The following is a 16,215-nucleotide window of genomic DNA, read 5'->3' on the forward strand; positions in this document are numbered from 1 at the left end:
CGGCGCAACCGTATTCGTGCAACGAGATTAACCCCCAGGTAACTGGCTTTCCTAAGCTTTACGCCATTTGTGCGGTGTATTCCTGTCCTTCCAGGGGGAGGGAATGCGCCAGGTCTTTGCAGAGATTGCGTCACGAATGTTCCTAGCCGCGAAGCACGGCTGGGAGGCAGCCATCCGGCGCGGACCGGTGCTGTGGCTTACTTTGTGCGGCGTGTTGCTGGTCGCCGGGATCTTCGCGGTGACCGCCATGGCCGTCGGCGAATTTCGCGAACGTACCCTGACCAACCGCGAGCGCGAGCTGGAAAACACGGTGCAGCTGATCGCGCGGCACTTCGATCAACAATTCGAAGATGCGGACGTCGTCGCCGCCGATGTGATCGGGCAGATGAATCTGCCGGAGATCAGTTCCGCCACGGCTTTCCGCGAGCGCATGTCCGGACCCGCGACGAACCAGATGCTGCGGAGCAAGATCAGCTCGGTGTCTTATCTCGGCGACATCGCGATCTACGATGCCGACGGCGAGCTGATCAACTGGTCGCGAGCCCAGCCGCTGCCCAAGATCAACATCTCCTCGCGCGCCTACTTCCAGACCTTCAAATCCGATCCGATGGCCGAACCGGTGATTCTGGAGTCGGTCCGCAGTTTCATCATCGGCAAATGGACCACGATTGTCGCACGTCGGCTGAGCGGCGTGGACGGCAGCTTCCTCGGCACGATGGTCCGCCGGATCGATCCGGACAGCTACCAGAACTATTTCGCATCCGTTGCGCTTGCGGAGGGCACGGCGATCTCGCTGTTCGACCGCAATGGCAAGATGCTGTCGCGCTACCCGCATGTCGAAGAGCTGATCGGCAGGGACTTCAAGGACGCGCCGCTGATGCGCAAGATGCTGGCCGAAGGTGGCCGGCACACCCTGCGCGTCAGGGGCCCGATCGACGGCGACGAGCGCCTCGGCTCCGGCGCCTCGCTTTCGCATTTCCCGCTGGTCATCGTCGCGACCAACACCACGAGCGCGGCGCTGGCCGACTGGCGGCAGCAGACCGGTTTCATGGTCACCACCGCCGCGCTTTCGGCGACCGTGATTGCGCTGATCCTGTTCCTGATCGTTCGCCAGATCAGCCGTCAGAATCGGGAGGCGCAGCAGCGGCTGGAAGCGGAGCGAGGGCGGCTCGACACCGCCTTGAACAACATGTCGCAAGGGTTGATCCTGTACGATGCAGCCGGATACATCGTCACCTGCAACCGCCGCTACGCCGACATGTTCGGCCTCTCCCACGACGTCATCAAGCCCGGCTGTCACATCCGCGAGGCGATGTATCATCGCAAGGAGCGCGGCGCGTTCGAAGGCGATGTCGAGGCATTTTGCGCCGACGTCATGAGGATCGTCGCGGAGGGCACGGTCTCCACCAGAAGCCATCACTTGCCGAGCGGCCGCGCTTTCCAGGTCATCAACACCCCACTCGCGCAGGGCGGATGGGTGGCCACGATCGAAGACATCACCGAACGCCGCAATCTGGAGCAGGAACGCGACCGCAACTACATGTTCCTGCGCGAGATCATCGACCACATCCCATCGCAGATCACGGTGAAGGATGCTCAAACGCGGCAATATCTGCTGGTCAACCGGACCGCGGAAGAGCAATTCGGCCAATCGAGTGAAAACATCGTTGGCAAGACTCCCTTCGACATTTACCCGGATGCCTCCGCCAGAGTCGTCACCGACGACGACAGCAAGGCGCTGCAGATGACCGAGGGATTGTTCAAAGACGAACATGCCTGGCAGAGCCAGGCCAAGGGAATGCGCTACATCACCTCGACCCGGATCGGGATCCGCGACAATTCCGGCGAGCCGCGTTACCTCATCAACGTGGTCGAGGACGTCACCGAACGACGGCGCGCCGACGAGAAGATCGCGCATATGGCGCATTACGATGCGCTCACCGACCTGCCCAACCGGACGCTATTCCGCGAGCAGATCGAGCGCGAACTTGAGAAGGTCGGCGGCGGCAGTCAGTTCGCGCTGCTCTATATCGACGTCGACGAGTTCAAGGGCATCAACGATTCGCTCGGCCATCACGTCGGCGACGAGCTGTTGAAGGGAATCGCCGCCCGCATCCGCGGCTGCCTCGGACAGGACGACCTGATCGCGCGGCTCGGCGGCGACGAATTCGCGGTGATCCAGACCGGCATCAAGTCGTCCGCCGACGTGGTGTCATTCGTGACGCGGATCTTCGAGGCGATCCGCCGGCCCTATCACTGCTTCGGCCATCAGCTCTCCACCGACGCCAGCATCGGCATCGCGATGGCGCCGCAGGACGGCACCGATCTCGACCAGCTCATCAAGAATGCCGATCTCGCGATGTACGGCGCCAAGGCCGGAGGACGCCGCGCTCACCGCTTCTTCGAGCCGGAGATGGATGCGAGCGCCAAGGCGCGCCTGAGCCTGGAGCAGGATCTGCGGCAGGCCCTGGTGAACGGCGGTTTCGAGATCCACTATCAGCCGCTGGTCGACTTGCGCACCAATGAGGTCACAGGCTGCGAGGCGCTGCTGCGCTGGCGGCATCCCGAGCGCGGCATGGTGTCGCCGGCGGAGTTCATTCCGATTGCCGAGGACACCGGCCTGATCAACGAGCTCGGCGACTGGGTGCTGCGCATGGCCTGCAACGAGGCCGCGACCTGGCCGGCGCATGTGCGTGTCGCGGTCAACGTCTCGCCGGTGCAGCTCAAATGCGACACGCTGGCACTGCGGATCGCCGGCGCGCTCGTCGCTTCCGGACTTGCCCCCTCCCGGCTCGAGCTCGAGATCACCGAGGCCGTGCTGATCCGCGACGACGAGGCGGCGCTCTCGATCCTGCACCAGCTCCGCGCCATCGGCGTGCGCATCGCGCTCGACGATTTCGGCACCGGCTACTCCTCGCTCAGCTATCTGAAGCGCTTTCCGTTCGACAAGATCAAGATCGACCGCTGTTTCGTCGCTGATATCGCCGAGACGAGCGGCGCGCCCGTGATCGTGCAGGCGGTGGTGAACATCGCCGCCGCCAGCGACATGACCACGGTCGCGGAGGGCGTCGAGACCGAGGCGCAGCGCGAGATGCTGCGTGCGCTCGGCTGCACGGAGATGCAGGGTTATCTCTTCAGCAGACCGAAGCCGGCCAGCGAAGTGCGAAAGCTGTTCGGTTCGAGCCATGCCTTGCCGGTGGCGGCGGTGGCCTGAGATGGCGAAGCCGGGGAAAACGCCAGCCAAGACGGTCGACGTTGCGGATTCCTATGCCGTGCGGCTGATGCAGCATCTGGTGGTGCCGACCTTCGTGATCGACCCCAAGCGCCGCGTCGTGATCTGGAACAGGGCCTGCGAGCGGCTGACCGGTGTCGCCGCCTCCGAGGTGATCGGCACCAATAAGCACTGGCAGGCCTTCTACGAGACCAGGCGCCCTTGCCTCGCTGACCTCGTCGCGCTCGACCGCCCGGAACAGCTGCCGGCGTTCTATTCGGAATATGCCGCGCGCGGTCATAACGGGCTCGGCTTCAGCGCCGAAAACTGGTGCGTGATGCCGAAGCTCGGCAGCCAGCTCTATCTCGCCATCGACGCCGGCCCCATTCACGACGAGGCCGGCCATCTGATCGCGGTGGTGGAGACTTTGCGCGACCTTGCCGACCAGAAGCGCGCCGAGATGGCCCTGAAGGAGCTTGCCACCAAGGACGGGCTGACCGGCCTGTCGAACCGCCGCGCGTTCGACCAGATGCTGATGAGTGAATGGGCCCGCGCCCAGCGGACGCAGAAGCCCATGGCGCTGCTGTTCGTCGATGTCGATCATTTCAAGCTGTTCAACGACCGCCACGGCCACCAGAGCGGCGACGAATGCCTGCGCGCGGTCGCGTCCGTCGTCAGCCGGTATGCCGTGCGCCCGCTCGATCTCGCCAGCCGTTATGGCGGCGAGGAATTCGCGCTGATCCTGCCGGACATGGGTTGCGATGCCGCCTGCGCCATCGCCGACGAAATCCGCTGCGCGGTGATGGCCTTGCGGGTCACCCACGGCGCCATCGGTGCCGGCGAGCACGTCACCCTGAGTGTCGGCGTCGCCAGCCACATTCCGGACGAAACCGACGACAGCCCCCAACGGCTGCTGGGCGCGGCCGACCAGGCGCTCTATGCGGCCAAACGGCTCGGCCGCAACCGCGTCATGTGCTCCGAACGGCTGCTCGCCGAGTTCGCCAAGCTCGGGCGGGACGGCGTGCCGGTTCCTGACCGCGCGACTCGTAAATCAGCCTAGCCCAAATCAGCCTGGACGAAGCCGGCGGAAGCGGTTGCCCACCCTCCGCCAATCGGCTAAATGAACCTCGACTAGCACCCGTAGCTCAGCTGGATAGAGCGTTGCCCTCCGAAGGCAAAGGTCACACGTTCGAATCGTGTCGGGTGCGCCAGTCTCCTCCAGTGCGCGCTGGAGGCACCCTCACCCGATTTGCGTTGTTACCCCGCCCGCTCAGGTCATCGCCTGCTCGGCGCAAGCCCACCTCAATTCAGCATCGAGATGATCGCCTGAACCTGGTCGGAAGCCGACGTGACCAGTCCGTCGTAGGACGTCTGACCGTGTGCGGCCGCCTTCAGGATGCATTCGGCGACCGCCGCCTTCAGGCCGAACACCGACTGATCGGGCGGCACGCTGGCCATCACGGCCTCCAGCGCCTGACGCATCGTTCGAATGAGTTCGGAGCTGTATTGCATGGGCTGTCCTCCGCAGCCTCATATTAGAGCGCGTGGCCATGCTGGCCACTCACAAGCCTGAGATTGTTTTTTGATGAAGTGGGACATCCCGGAGCGGCGGCCAGCCTGTCTCGAGCGCTGAACCACACCCACCTCGCGCTTCTCATCGCTCGATTGTATCATCTTGCCATGAGCGAATCCGACACGGCGACCGGCGAAGCTTCGCCCGTCCGCAAGATCATCCATATCGACATGGATGCCTTCTACGCGTCCGTGGAACAACGCGATCATCCGGAGCTGCGCGGAAAGCCAGTCGCCGTCGGAGGCTCCGCGGAACGTGGCGTCGTCGCGGCCGCCAGTTATGAGGCCCGCGAGTTCGGCGTTCGCTCTGCCATGCCATCCGTGACGGCGAAGCGACAATGTCCCGATCTGATCTTCGTCAAGCCGCGCTTCGAGGTCTACAAGGCGATCTCTAGGCAGATCCGCGACATCTTCGCGGAGCATACCCCCATCATCGAGCCGTTGTCGCTCGACGAGGCCTATCTCGACGTGACGGAAAACCTGCAGGGCATCCCGCTGGCGCGTGATGTTGCGCTCAGGATCCGCGAGAGGATCAAGGCCGAGACGGGCCTCAACGCTTCGGCCGGCATCTCCTACAACAAGTTCCTGGCCAAGCTCGCCTCCGATCATCGCAAGCCCAACGGTCAGTTCGTGATTTCACCGGAGATGGGACCCGCCTTCGTCGAGACCCTGCCGGTCGGAAAGTTCCATGGGATAGGCCCGGCCACGGGTGCGAAGATGAACGCGCTCGGCATGTTCACCGGTCTCGATATTCGTCGTCAGACGCTGGAGTTCATGAATGCGAATTTCGGCAAGTCGGGCGCCTATTACTACTGGATTTCGCGCGGTGTCGACGAACGGCCGGTCCGGGCCAACCGGGTCCGCAAGTCCATCGGCGCGGAGACCACGTTCTCAAGCGATCTCACCGAATTCGACGCGCTGGTCGCCGAGCTCAAGCCGCTCGTCGACAAGGTGTGGCGCCATTGCGAGGCGACGGGCAGCCGTGGCCGCACCGTCACCTTGAAGATCAAGTTTGCCGACTTCGAGATCATCACGCGCAGCAGGTCCGCTCTTTCGCCGGTTGCAGGCCGGGACGATCTTGAGCGGCTGGCTTGCGGCCTGCTCGAAGTCGAGATTCCGCTGCCCAAGAGCGTCAGGCTGCTGGGGGTCTCGCTGTCTTCCCTCCAGGCCGGGGACGATGCGGAGCCGCCGCAGCTGACTCTCGGCATCTGAACCAAACCGACGGGCTTTCGGCGGACGCAGAGAGCCACGTCGAGCGCGCTCGCAACGCGAATCTACGGTGGCGGGTTTTCAGACTCGCCGCCGAAGGACGATCCGCTGGGCCCGATCAATGCCTCACGTGCTCGAACACGACGATCACGCCCGTCGGTTCGGGCTCGTGTGCCATCAGGCGGGTCAGCTCGGAATCGCCCCAATCGGCGAGGCTGACGACTTCGCCGCTCTGACGCTCGGTGCCGGGCGGCGCCGTGGGCTCGACGACCTTCAGCCCCGTCTCATCGACGAAGAAAGTGTGCTCGCCGAACATGCTGTTGAGCTGCGGCATCGCGGGATGCTCGTCGGGCAGCACTTGAGCGCCGAGCTGGTTGACGGTCTGCTTCACCTGTTCGGATGTGAGCTTCATGAGCTGCTCCGTTTCTGTCACGTCGGTTTCACTGAGCTGAGCCAGAGCGGGCGTTCCCTGCGCTGATGTTCGCCTGGCCCAATCTTCCGAACAGGTGCTACGCACAAATGTTCCGGAGAAATGCATTTCGTGATCGCGCGTCGCGTCTGCCGCGCTTGCGGCACCAGATCGCCACAGGATGCACATGATTCAACATCCCAAGAGCCAAATTCTAAGAGCTGATTTCAAGAGCCGAATTCGTTACTCGCTTCTGTTCTCGCCAACAGAGAGCGCGCAGATGCGTGACAGATATGTGTAGGACAACCCGGTCTCCTCGGCCCAGGCGTTGAACTGCGCCTGCACCTTGGCGAGATCGCCCTTCGACTTGACCTCTTCGGCAATGTCGAGACCGGCATCGCGCAGGCAGGCCACGACGTCCCTGGACGTCACAAAGCCGTCCCAGCCGACGAACCGCAGCAGCATCTGGCCGGTATTGCCACCCAAACGGCTGCCGCGCTTGCTTAGAAGCTCGAGCAGGCCGATCTGGTCGGACGGCGGCCACTTCGTCAGAAACCTGCCGAAGCTGCCGTGCTCTCTTGCGATCTCCTGGACGAAGGCCGCGTTGTCGCGCACCGACATGATCTTGGCACCGTTGCGCACGATGCGCGCGTCGCGCAGCAGGTCCTCCCAATAATCCTCCGGCTGGAAGGTGAGCTTGGCCGGTTGGAAACGCAGGAAGGCGTCTTCAAACCCGTCCCATTTCGTCTCGATCACGCTCCAGGCAAAGCCCGCGCAAAACACACGCTTCGTCATCTCTGCGAGGATGCGGTCGTCGCCGCGTTTGGCGAGGCCCTTCAGGTCGGGCTTTTCCGGCATCAGCTTTTCGAGCGCCTTGGGCCCGCCCTTGCGTTTTTCGGCGCGCGCACGAATGGTCTTGAAGGAGGTCATTGGGAGACACGCGATTGAGGGTGTGCCACGACACCAGAATTCGACGCTCGGGTCCAGCTCCGCCACGTCCGCCGACTTCGGTCGCGCTTGCTCGGTTCGCGGCAAGCCCGGTTATCGCGACAGACGCTTCGCGAGATGGACCGACTGCCAGTCTCCGAGACCGGTGTCCTCGAACCCCGCTTTCTTCGCAAGACCGCGCATCTCGGCGTTCACGCGCGCGGTCTCGGCTGCAATCATCTCGTGACCGAGATCGCTCGCGTGCCTCTCCATCGCCGTCATCATCTGGAGGCCGACGCCCTGGCGCTGAAAGCCATCGGCAACAGAGATGGCGAAATCACCATGCCGTGCAGCCGCATCGTAGGCGTATCTGGTTTCGCCGATGATCGTGCCCTGCCCTTCGTGCCTGATCTCGGCGAGCAGGGTGAAATGACCGGGATTGCTGGTCTTGGCGACGCATTCGGCCGCGATCATTGCAAAGTCCGCCCGCGCGCCCATGAAGCGCTTGTTGCGCGATGTCGTGGAGAGGCTCGTGAAATAGATCGAGAGGATCTCGACATCGGACGCGCTGGCCGGCCTGATACGAAGCGTGGCGTTGCCTTCGGCTGACTCGACAATGGCATCCAGCAACGGCTGTGACATGCGCGCGGCTCTCGGCAGGTTGCATCGAATGCACACCTAGCCGAGACCGCGCGCTTACCGCTTGGACGGTGCTGCCAATCTTGCGGCCGAAAACGAACAGTTCGTTGCTCGGTGCCGGGCGTCACACGCGAGAGAGTGAAGGCACCTCCTCCGGCACGATCGCCTGGAGGCCGCCGAAGCGACGCTCGCGGCCGTGGAAGGAGGCCAGGGCCGCAGCGAGATCGCCTGCGTCGAATTCGGGCCACATCCGCTCGGTGAAGTGCAGCTCGGCATAGGCACCTTCCCAGAGCAGGAAGTCCGACAGCCGTTTCTCACCCGAGGTGCGGATGATGAGGTCGACGTCGCGCAAACCGGCCTCGCCGGTGACGAGCTGCGAGAACGCCTCGCGGGTGAGACTCGTCAGCGCCGCCGCCTTCGCCGCCGCGTTGAGGATGGCGTCGCGGGCGGAATAGTCGACGGCGATGCGCAGATGAAGCGTGCCACCGTGCGCGGTGGCGTCTTCCGCGCGCGCGATCGCATTGGCGATACCGTCGGGCAGGCGGTCTCGCCGGCCGATCACGGTGAGGCGCACGCCGTTCTTGACCAGGCTCTGCACCTCGTTGCCGAGGTAGAATCTCAGAAGCGTCATCAGCGCGGCGACCTCGGCCTTCGGCCTTCGCCAATTGTCGGTCGAGAAGGCGTAGAGCGTCAGCGTGCCGATGCCCTGCTTGGGCGCGGCCTCGACGATGCGGCGGATCGCCTCGACGCCGGCCTCATGGCCGCGCACGCGCGACAGGCCGCGCCGCGTCGCCCATCTGCCGTTGCCATCCATGATGATGCCGACGTGAAGCTTGTCGTTGCGGGACACAAGGTCACTTTGCATTGCAAAGTCTCCGGTCAAAAAAGGGGGAGGATCAGGTCGAGACGATACCGAGACGGCCGAGCGGCGCCGCCTCGCGGCCGGCAGCCTTGGCTGCGTCGCGCACCAGGCGTTCGAGCACGGCGAGATAGTCGAGGAAGCGGCGGCGGCCGGCCTTGGTCAGGCGGCAGGTCGTGTGCGGGCGATTGCCCTCATAGCCCTTGGTCACCTCGACGAGGCCGGCTTCCTGGAGCACGGCGAGATGCCGGCTGAGATTGCCGTCGGTGAGGCCGCAGAGCTGCTTGAGATCGGCGAACGCCAGACCTTTCGGATGCGCCATCAGCGAGGTCAGAAGTCCGAGCCTCGCCTTCTCGTGGATCACGCGGTCCAGTCCTTCATAAGAGAAGGGTGCGCTGTCAATCTTCGACATCATGGTCTCCCGATGCGAAATACAGAATGCCCGCCATCACCGATTGCCCGATCACGAAGGGCAGGCCCATGGTCCATGGCGACAGCGTATGGGTCTGGCTCGCGAGCACCACCACCGCAAAGCCGGATATGAAATACCAGGCGCCGGCGAGCGCCACGGTGCGCGGCAGCGAACGGACGGAGGCAAAAATGCCGAGCGACACCAGGATCTGCCACAGGCCCGGCAGCAGCCACAGCGTTTCGCCCGCGAACTTCCACATCACCACCGCAAGCAGCACACCGGCAACGCCAGCGGGCAGGAATTGCTCGACGGCCTGGTGGATCATGGCATCAGCGAGGCCCGAATGATGGCGGCGCGAACGCGCGCGCATCTCGATGCCGATGATCAGGCCGGAGAGCGCGGCGGCAATGAACCAGCCGAAGAAGAAGCCGAGCGGTTCGCTGGTGGCATCACCAAGCAGCCAGAATTCCAGGATCGCGGTGAGAAGCGCGACCGCGCCGGTCGCGGCCATCGTCGCCGGGCCGTAACCGCGAAATGCCGTGCCTGCCGCAATCTGGCTGCGGATCGCCACGATGTCGGCCAGTGCCTTGTCGAGATCGCGCATTGGCAACGCCAAAACCTCGCTCCGCCTATCCCTGCCGGGTCTATCCGTCTGTTACTTTGTACCGCAAAGTATATCGGATTGCAAAGTAAAGGCAAGTCCCGAAGGTCGCCCGAGAGGATCCGTCCTCAACAGACAACTGCCGGTTGCGCGAGACGTCCTCCCGCGGATAAGATGCGCGCGAACGCGCTGGGGGGAGAGTATGTGGCTTAAGCCATTCATCGTTGCGTCATTATTGCAGGTGAGCGTCGTCACCGCAGCACAGGCAGCCGGCCCATTCGGCAGCGTCAAAATCGGCAACTGGGTCGGCGGCGCGTTCAGCAATGACGAAACGGGAGCCTTCTCGCATTGTGCCGCGACGGCGCCTTATGCCAACGGCGTCATTCTCGTCGTCGGCCAGAATGCTGGGGGCTCGTGGATCTTGAGCTTTGCCAGTCCCAGCTACCGCTTCAAGCAGGGCGAGAATGCCGCGATCGACGTCATCTTTGACGGACAGGAGCAAGCCAGATTGTTCGCCACGGCCAACCAGACGAACATGCTCAGCTCCGTCATGCCTGCCAACGTGGTACGAACGTTTCAGAAGGCAAGCCTGATGGTCGCGACGAGCGGCCGCACCGTGCTGAATTTCGACCTGACCTCGGCCGGGCCCGTGATTGCGGCACTGGCCAATTGCGTCACCAAGGTGAAAGCCGACGGGCTCGACAAGGCCGGCGACTTCACCAAGATCGCCGCCAAGCCGCAGCCAGCGCCGGACAAGCAGGGACCGCCAGCCAACGGCAGCAAACCTGCCAGAGCCAAGAGCGGCACCGGGTTCGTCGTGAGTGCCAGCGGACACGTCGTCACCAATAACCATGTGATCAATGGCTGCGTCGGCGACATCAAGGGCAATCTCACGGGCGAAGCCGGAATGGTTTTGCGCGTGGTGTCGAGCGACGCCAACAACGACCTCGCCTTGCTGCAGGCGCCGTCGACGACCATGTTCAAGGAGTTCGCCCGGATCCGCGACCGCTCGATCCGCTCCGGCGATTCCGTCGTCGCGATCGGCTTTCCCTTCCATGGGCTGCTGACTTCGGACTTCACCGTCACGACCGGCATCGTCAGCTCGCTCAGCGGCATGCGCAACGATTCGCGTTTCCTGCAAATCAGTGCGCCGGTGCAGCCCGGCAATAGCGGCGGCCCGCTGTTCGACACCACCGGGCAGATCGTTGGCGTCGTTACGGGAAAGCTGGACGGATTACGGATGGCCGCTGCGACCGGCAACATCCCCGAAAACATCAACTTCGCGATCAAGACCGGCGCGTTGCGCGACTTCCTCGACAAACTCCGTGGTGCCTTACCAGACTGCCGAACCGAAAGGCGAGATCAAGACCACAGACATCGCGGGCAATGCGCGGCCCTACACGATGCTGATCTCGTGCAACGGAATCGAGCAGGCCGACGCGAAGCGGTAGCGGCAACGCGGGCCGGCTGGAGGCGTCGAGCCTATACGAGGCGCTCCAACCGGGCTGAAGTCAGCCAGCTCGCTAGTACGGCGCGACGGGGCGCGGCCGCCGGTGCGATCGCGGTTGCGCCGGAGAAACCTGGCTGTAGGCAAAGCGGGGATTGCGATCGCAGTACAGCAGCCGGCCGGACACGCTGGCTTGGCATTGTTCATAGCTGCTGTAGGAGCATTCCCCCGGATAATCATACTCACCGCCCTGGGCACACCAAGGATAGTCGCGCGCCGCTGCCGGCGTAACCGTCGCGAAGCCGGCAAGGGCTGTCACGCCGAGTGCCACCAGCACCAATTGCGTCTTACGCATGATCTACTCCTCTCCTCACAGCGCATCATACGCGCCATATACCCATCAGGTTTCACGAAGCCGCTTTATTCCAGCTCAATGGCACGGCATCCAAGAAAAAAGCCCTGCCGAACGGCAGGGCTCCATTCCCGGACATCACAAGATCGCTACTCGACCTTCAGGCCGGCGAACTCGACCACCTTCTTCCATTTCTCGGTCTCGGCCTTGATCTCGTCGCCGAACGCCTCGGGCGTCTGCGCCCGCGGCTCGCCGCCGAGTTCGACCAGGCGCTTGGCCATGTCCGGCTCCTTTATCAGCGTGTTGATCTCGCTGTTGAGCTTGGCGATGATCTCCTTGGGCGTGTTCTTCGGCGCCCCCATGCCGAACAGCGCGCTCGCCTCGTAGCCCTTCACGGTCTCGCCGATCGCCGGCACGTCGGGCAGCTGCGGCGAGCGCTCCGCCGTGGTGACGCCGATGGCGCGGAGCGAGCCGGAGCGGATGTGCTGGATGATCGAGGGCATGTTGTCGAAGATCACCTGCACCTGGCCGCCGAGCATGTCGGTGATCGCGGGTGCGGCGCCGCGATAGGGCACGTGCTGCATCTTGCAGCCCGTCAGCGCCATGAACATCTCGCCGGACAGATGCACCGAGGTGCCGTTGCCCGAGGAGGCCATGTTGACCTTGCCGGGGTTGGCCTTCACGTATTCGATGAACTCGGCGACGGTCTTGGCCGGCACGTCCTTGTTGACGGTCATCACGTTCGGCACGCGCTGGAACGAGGCGACCGGCGCGATATCGCGCACGAAGTTGAATTTCAGGTTGGTGTAGAGCGAGGCGTTGATGAAGTTGGCCGGATTGACCAGTTGCAGCGTGTAGCCGTCGGGTTCGGCGTTGACGACCGATTCGGTGGCGATATTGTTGCCGGCACCCGGCTTGTTTTCGATCACGAATTGCTGGCCGAACTTCTCCGACAACCGCTGGCCGATCAGGCGCGCCAGGATGTCGGTGGCTCCGCCCGGCGGATAGCCGACCACCCATTTCACCGGATGGGTCGGGTAATCGGCGGCAAGGGCCTTCGACAGCGGGCTGGCTGCAAGCGGACTGGCGGCGAGCAGGCTCAGCGCGGTACGGCGTGTGATCATCTCAAGGGTTCTCCCAACGTGTTGTTCTTGAAGCCAGATAGCTTGAAAATGGCGTCGGCGCGGTTGTAACAAAGCTTGCCGCAGGCGCAAAGTACACGGGGTGCATCACGACGAAAGGATAAGGCATGGCGGTCAAGGTCGAAGCCCTCGATCATCTCGTGATCAACGTCGCGAACGTCGCAGTGACCGCCGAGTGGTACGGCAAGATTCTCGGCATGGAAGTCAAGGTATTCGACCCCGGCGGCGGCAAAGCGCCGCGGACGTCGCTACAATTCGGTAACCAGAAGATCAACGTCCGGCCGCGCGATGCCGACAAGGTGGAGTGGTTCACCGCGGACCACCAGACCGCCGGCAGCGAGGATCTGTGCTTCCTCACCTCCGCCAGCCCCGACGAGGTGGTGGCGCATTTGAAGGCACATGGCGTTGCGATCGAAGAGGGCCCGGTTCCCAAGCAGGGCGCCCGCGGCACGCTGCGCTCGGTCTATTGCAGGGATCCGGATGGCAGCCTGATCGAGATTTCGTCATACGAGGACGGCGGCCGGTAAGGCCAAGCCGCCTGCCCCACGCACCGTCGCATGAGGGCTGAGAGAGCAGGAAGACGCAATCATCAAAACGCGGCCGCCGGCAAGATGCAGGCTGCACGGGAGGACATATGCCGACTTCGCAAGCCGCCGCCGGAATCGTCGGCCCATTCGACGGGCTCGATGTGCCTTGGCTGCTGAAGATGCGGGCTGACGTGCGCAGCTCACATCCGTTCCTGATCTGGGCGCCGTTCGACGCGCCTGCGCGGCGCTGGAGCTATGGCGAGTTTCACGAGCGGGTCGGCGCGCTCGCGGCGGGACTGACGAAGCGCGGCGTGAAGCCGGGCGAATATGTGCTCATTCACCTCGACAATTGCATCGAGGCGCTGCTGGCCTGGTTCGCCTGTGTCGAACTCGGCGCCATCGCGGTGACCACCAACACGCGCTCGGCGCCGGCCGAACTCGACTATTTTGCCGATCATTGCGGCGCGGTCGCCGCGATCACACAGCCGGCCTATGCCGAGATCGTCGCGCAGAATTGCCGCAACATCCGCTGGATGGCGGTGACTTCGCACGATGCGGGCGCGCCGCCCGGGAACCCGGTCTCACGCGGCGACAGCTTTGAGGAGCTGTTCGCCGATAGCGCCGACCGTCCCAGGCGCGCGATCGATCCGCTCGCGCCGTGCAGCGTGCAATACACCTCGGGCACGACATCGCGCCCCAAGGCGGTGCTGTGGACCCACGCCAACGCGCTGTGGGGCGCCAAGATCAACGCCGCGCACGAAGACCTGCACGCAAGCGACGTGCATCAGGCCTATCTGCCGCTGTTCCACACCAACGCGCTGGCCTATTCGATGCTGGCGACGCTATGGGTCGGCGCCACCTGCGTGATCCAGCCGCGCTTTTCCGCCAGCCGGTTCTGGGGCGCTGCGCGCGAGCACGGCTCGACCTGGACCTCGACGATCCCGTTCTGCATGAAGGCGCTGCTCGAGCAGGAGATCCCGAGCGATCACAAATTCCGTCTGTGGGGCACCGCGATCAACGAGCCGCCGGCCTTCGCCGCCTTCGGCGTCAAGATCATCGGCTGGTGGGGCATGACCGAGACCATCACCCACGGCATCGTCGGCGAGATCGACCAGCCCAACATCCCGATGTCGATCGGCCGCGCCGCGCCGGAATATGAAATCCGCATCACCGACGACGACGGGCGGCCGACCGAAATCGACGGCACCGGAAATCTCTCGATCAAGGGCATTGTCGGCCTGTCGCTGTTCGCCGCATATCTGCACAACGAAAAGGCGACGCGCGAGAGCTTCGACGAGCACGGCTTCTTTCTCACCGGTGACCGCGTGGGGCGGCTGGAGAACGGCTACATTCGCTTCGCAGACCGCAGCAAGGACATGCTGAAGGTCGGCGGCGAGAACGTCGCCGCGTCGGAGATCGAGCAGGTGGTCGCACTGGTCCCCGGCGTGCGCGAGGCCGCCGTGGTGGCGAAGACGCATCCAATGCTGGACGAGGTGCCGGTCGTCTTCATCATCCCGCAGGGTGGCGTCGCCGGTGCCCGGCCTGATCTGCACGACGCCGTGATGGCCGCCTGCCGCGCCGGCCTCGCCGACTTCAAGATGCCGCGCGAGATCCGCTTCGTCGACGACATGCCGCGCTCGACGCTGGAGAAGGTGGCGAAGGCGGAGCTGAGGAAGATGGTGGGGTAGCACGAGCGATTACCACAACGTCGTCCTGGCTTTCGCCAGGACGACACCGGAGTTCAGAACGACCCCAGCGCCACCGGGCGGAACGCTTGCAACAGCTGCTGGTCCAGCTTGCCGCCCATGCCTTCCATCATCGCAAACGCGCGCGAGTGGGTGAAAGGCATGCGATAGGCGCGCTTCTCCACGAGTGCCGCGTAGATGTCGACGATGGTTGTGACCCGCACGATATCGCTGATCTGGTTCGACGAGAGATTGTTGGGATAGCCGGAGCCGTCGAGGAATTCGTGGTGATGCAGCACGACGTCCAGCATCTCCGGCGGGAAGCCGCCTTGAGCCGCGAGCGCGTCATAGCCGCGGCGCGGATGCTGGCGGACTTCAGCCATCTCCTCGTCGGTGAGCTTGCCGGGCTTGTCGAGCAGCGCGGAGGGAACGAAGGCCTTGCCGACATCGTGCAGCAGCGCGGCACGGGTCAGCCGGCGCTGGTCGTCCTCGCGCATGCCGAGGTGCTGGGCGAAGGAGACCGCAAATCCGGTCACGAACAGGCAATGCCGGTAGCTGCCGACATGGTGGCAGCCCACCGTGGTGAGCCACTCGCGCAGCGAGGAGTGCTTGATCGCCTTCAGGATCTTGCTCTCGGCGGCGATGACGTCGTCGAAGGTCAGGGGCACGCCGAGCGGCAGCTTCTCGAACATCTTCTTCAGCACCGCGTGCGCGGCCTCGACGCCGCGATTGAGCGTCTTGCCACGATCGGTCGCGTCATAGACGGCGGTGTCGGGGAAGGCGGCACGGATGCGCTGCAGGATGTCCTCAGGCTGAAGCGGCCGCGAGATGGTGTCGGTGGCGCCCAGCGCCCAAGCCTGCATGGTGCCGTGATGCAGGGCGTCCGCAAGCACGAACAGACGAGGCATGGCGCGATAGGCGTCGCCGCGCAGCTTGTTGCGCACCCGCTGCACGCTGTCGGGCGAGCGCAGATTGATGTCGACCACGAGGCCGGAGAGATCGCGCGAGGGCTGCTCGGGGAGCTCCTGCGTCGTTACCGTGGCAACGTCGCCGACCGCCTTGAGAATGCTGGCGAGCTCGGTGCTCTCGTCGCTCCGGTCGGAGGCGAGCAGAAGCCGGCGTTTGGCGGCGGGTTTGGCTGAGGCGTTCATGGCTTCCCCAAGAGCACGGGCGTGTTTCGGGCAAAAGCCTAAGCCGGATCAGGTTCTCCGGCCCTTAAGAGG

Annotated in this window: 15 protein-coding genes, 1 tRNA gene and 1 pseudogene; 7 read left to right on the top strand and 10 right to left on the bottom strand. The window is 64.1% G+C overall.

Annotated features, from left to right (window positions below):
* Positions 1-103: 103 nt before the first annotated feature.
* The 3 genes from IVB32_RS38465 to IVB32_RS38475 all read left to right on the top strand — a co-directional run bounded on the left by IVB32_RS38465 (position 104) and on the right by IVB32_RS38475 (position 4,422).
* A complete protein-coding gene (locus tag IVB32_RS38465; RefSeq protein ID WP_247295905.1) occupies positions 104-3,214 on the top strand; it encodes an EAL domain-containing protein in 3,111 nt (1,036 codons plus the stop codon).
* A gap of 1 nt (position 3,215) precedes the next feature.
* Positions 3,216-4,271: a diguanylate cyclase gene (locus IVB32_RS38470; RefSeq protein ID WP_018455859.1), complete on the top strand. Its 1,056-nt coding sequence runs from the start codon at positions 3,216-3,218 to the stop codon at positions 4,269-4,271.
* A gap of 74 nt (positions 4,272-4,345) precedes the next feature.
* Positions 4,346-4,422: transfer RNA gene (locus tag IVB32_RS38475), tRNA-Arg, on the top strand.
* Between the two features lie 91 nt (positions 4,423-4,513).
* On the opposite strand, the gene IVB32_RS38480 is transcribed toward IVB32_RS38475, so the two are convergent.
* Complete coding sequence (locus IVB32_RS38480) at positions 4,514-4,723, bottom strand: hypothetical protein (RefSeq protein ID WP_007598219.1); 210 nt, start codon at positions 4,721-4,723, stop codon at positions 4,514-4,516.
* Positions 4,724-4,891: 168 nt separating this feature from the next.
* Here IVB32_RS38480 and dinB point away from each other — a divergent pair, with 168 nt between their 5' ends.
* Positions 4,892-5,995 carry a DNA polymerase IV gene (gene dinB, locus IVB32_RS38485; protein ID WP_018455858.1) on the top strand — a complete coding sequence of 368 codons (1,104 nt, stop codon included), beginning with the start codon at positions 4,892-4,894 and terminating at the stop codon, positions 5,993-5,995.
* 115 nt (positions 5,996-6,110) lie between these two features.
* On the opposite strand, the gene IVB32_RS38490 is transcribed toward dinB, so the two are convergent.
* The 6 genes from IVB32_RS38490 to IVB32_RS38515 all read right to left on the bottom strand — a co-directional run bounded on the left by IVB32_RS38490 (position 6,111) and on the right by IVB32_RS38515 (position 9,842).
* Positions 6,111-6,404 carry a hypothetical protein gene (locus IVB32_RS38490; RefSeq protein WP_007598221.1) on the bottom strand — a complete coding sequence of 98 codons (294 nt, stop codon included), beginning with the start codon at positions 6,402-6,404 and terminating at the stop codon, positions 6,111-6,113.
* A 240-nt stretch (positions 6,405-6,644) separates the two neighbouring features.
* Complete coding sequence (locus tag IVB32_RS38495; RefSeq protein ID WP_018455857.1) at positions 6,645-7,331, bottom strand: DNA-3-methyladenine glycosylase I; 687 nt, start codon at positions 7,329-7,331, stop codon at positions 6,645-6,647.
* Between the two features lie 111 nt (positions 7,332-7,442).
* Positions 7,443-7,970 (bottom strand): GNAT family protein, encoded by a 528-nt coding sequence (locus IVB32_RS38500; RefSeq protein WP_085385541.1) that lies wholly within the window; start codon positions 7,968-7,970, stop codon positions 7,443-7,445.
* Positions 7,971-8,091: 121 nt separating this feature from the next.
* Complete coding sequence (locus IVB32_RS38505) at positions 8,092-8,832, bottom strand: di-trans,poly-cis-decaprenylcistransferase (RefSeq protein ID WP_018455855.1); 741 nt, start codon at positions 8,830-8,832, stop codon at positions 8,092-8,094.
* A 31-nt stretch (positions 8,833-8,863) separates the two neighbouring features.
* Positions 8,864-9,238, bottom strand: a complete 375-nt coding sequence (locus IVB32_RS38510; RefSeq protein ID WP_007616058.1) for a transcriptional regulator — start codon at positions 9,236-9,238, stop codon at positions 8,864-8,866.
* Positions 9,225-9,842 (bottom strand): hypothetical protein, encoded by a 618-nt coding sequence (locus IVB32_RS38515; protein WP_018455854.1) that lies wholly within the window; start codon positions 9,840-9,842, stop codon positions 9,225-9,227. Before IVB32_RS38515 ends, IVB32_RS38510 begins: the two co-directional genes overlap by 14 nt.
* Positions 9,843-10,041: 199 nt before the next feature.
* Here IVB32_RS38515 and IVB32_RS38520 point away from each other — a divergent pair.
* A pseudogene (locus tag IVB32_RS38520) lies at positions 10,042-11,290 on the top strand (serine protease).
* 72 nt (positions 11,291-11,362) lie between these two features.
* On the opposite strand, the gene IVB32_RS38525 reads toward IVB32_RS38520, so the two are convergent.
* Together IVB32_RS38525 and IVB32_RS38530 are read right to left on the bottom strand one after the other, a co-directional pair.
* Entirely contained in the window at positions 11,363-11,641 is a 279-nt protein-coding gene (locus IVB32_RS38525) for a DUF3551 domain-containing protein (protein ID WP_083926408.1), read from the bottom strand.
* Between the two features lie 146 nt (positions 11,642-11,787).
* Positions 11,788-12,762 (bottom strand): tripartite tricarboxylate transporter substrate binding protein, encoded by a 975-nt coding sequence (locus IVB32_RS38530; RefSeq protein ID WP_018455852.1) that lies wholly within the window; start codon positions 12,760-12,762, stop codon positions 11,788-11,790.
* 125 nt (positions 12,763-12,887) lie between these two features.
* On the opposite strand from IVB32_RS38530, the gene IVB32_RS38535 reads away from it, so the two are divergent.
* Together IVB32_RS38535 and IVB32_RS38540 are read left to right on the top strand one after the other, a co-directional pair.
* Complete coding sequence (locus IVB32_RS38535; protein WP_018455851.1) at positions 12,888-13,307, top strand: VOC family protein; 420 nt, start codon at positions 12,888-12,890, stop codon at positions 13,305-13,307.
* Between the two features lie 107 nt (positions 13,308-13,414).
* Positions 13,415-14,995, top strand: coding sequence for an AMP-binding protein (locus IVB32_RS38540; RefSeq protein ID WP_018455850.1), 1,581 nt, complete (start codon positions 13,415-13,417; stop codon positions 14,993-14,995).
* A gap of 53 nt (positions 14,996-15,048) precedes the next feature.
* On the opposite strand, the gene IVB32_RS38545 is transcribed toward IVB32_RS38540, so the two are convergent.
* Positions 15,049-16,143 carry an HD domain-containing phosphohydrolase gene (locus IVB32_RS38545; protein ID WP_085349734.1) on the bottom strand — a complete coding sequence of 365 codons (1,095 nt, stop codon included), beginning with the start codon at positions 16,141-16,143 and terminating at the stop codon, positions 15,049-15,051.
* Positions 16,144-16,215 lie beyond the last annotated feature (72 nt).

This window comes from Bradyrhizobium sp. 23 (genome assembly GCF_023073295.1).
Classification (GTDB): Bacteria; Pseudomonadota; Alphaproteobacteria; order Rhizobiales; family Xanthobacteraceae; genus Bradyrhizobium; species Bradyrhizobium canariense_D.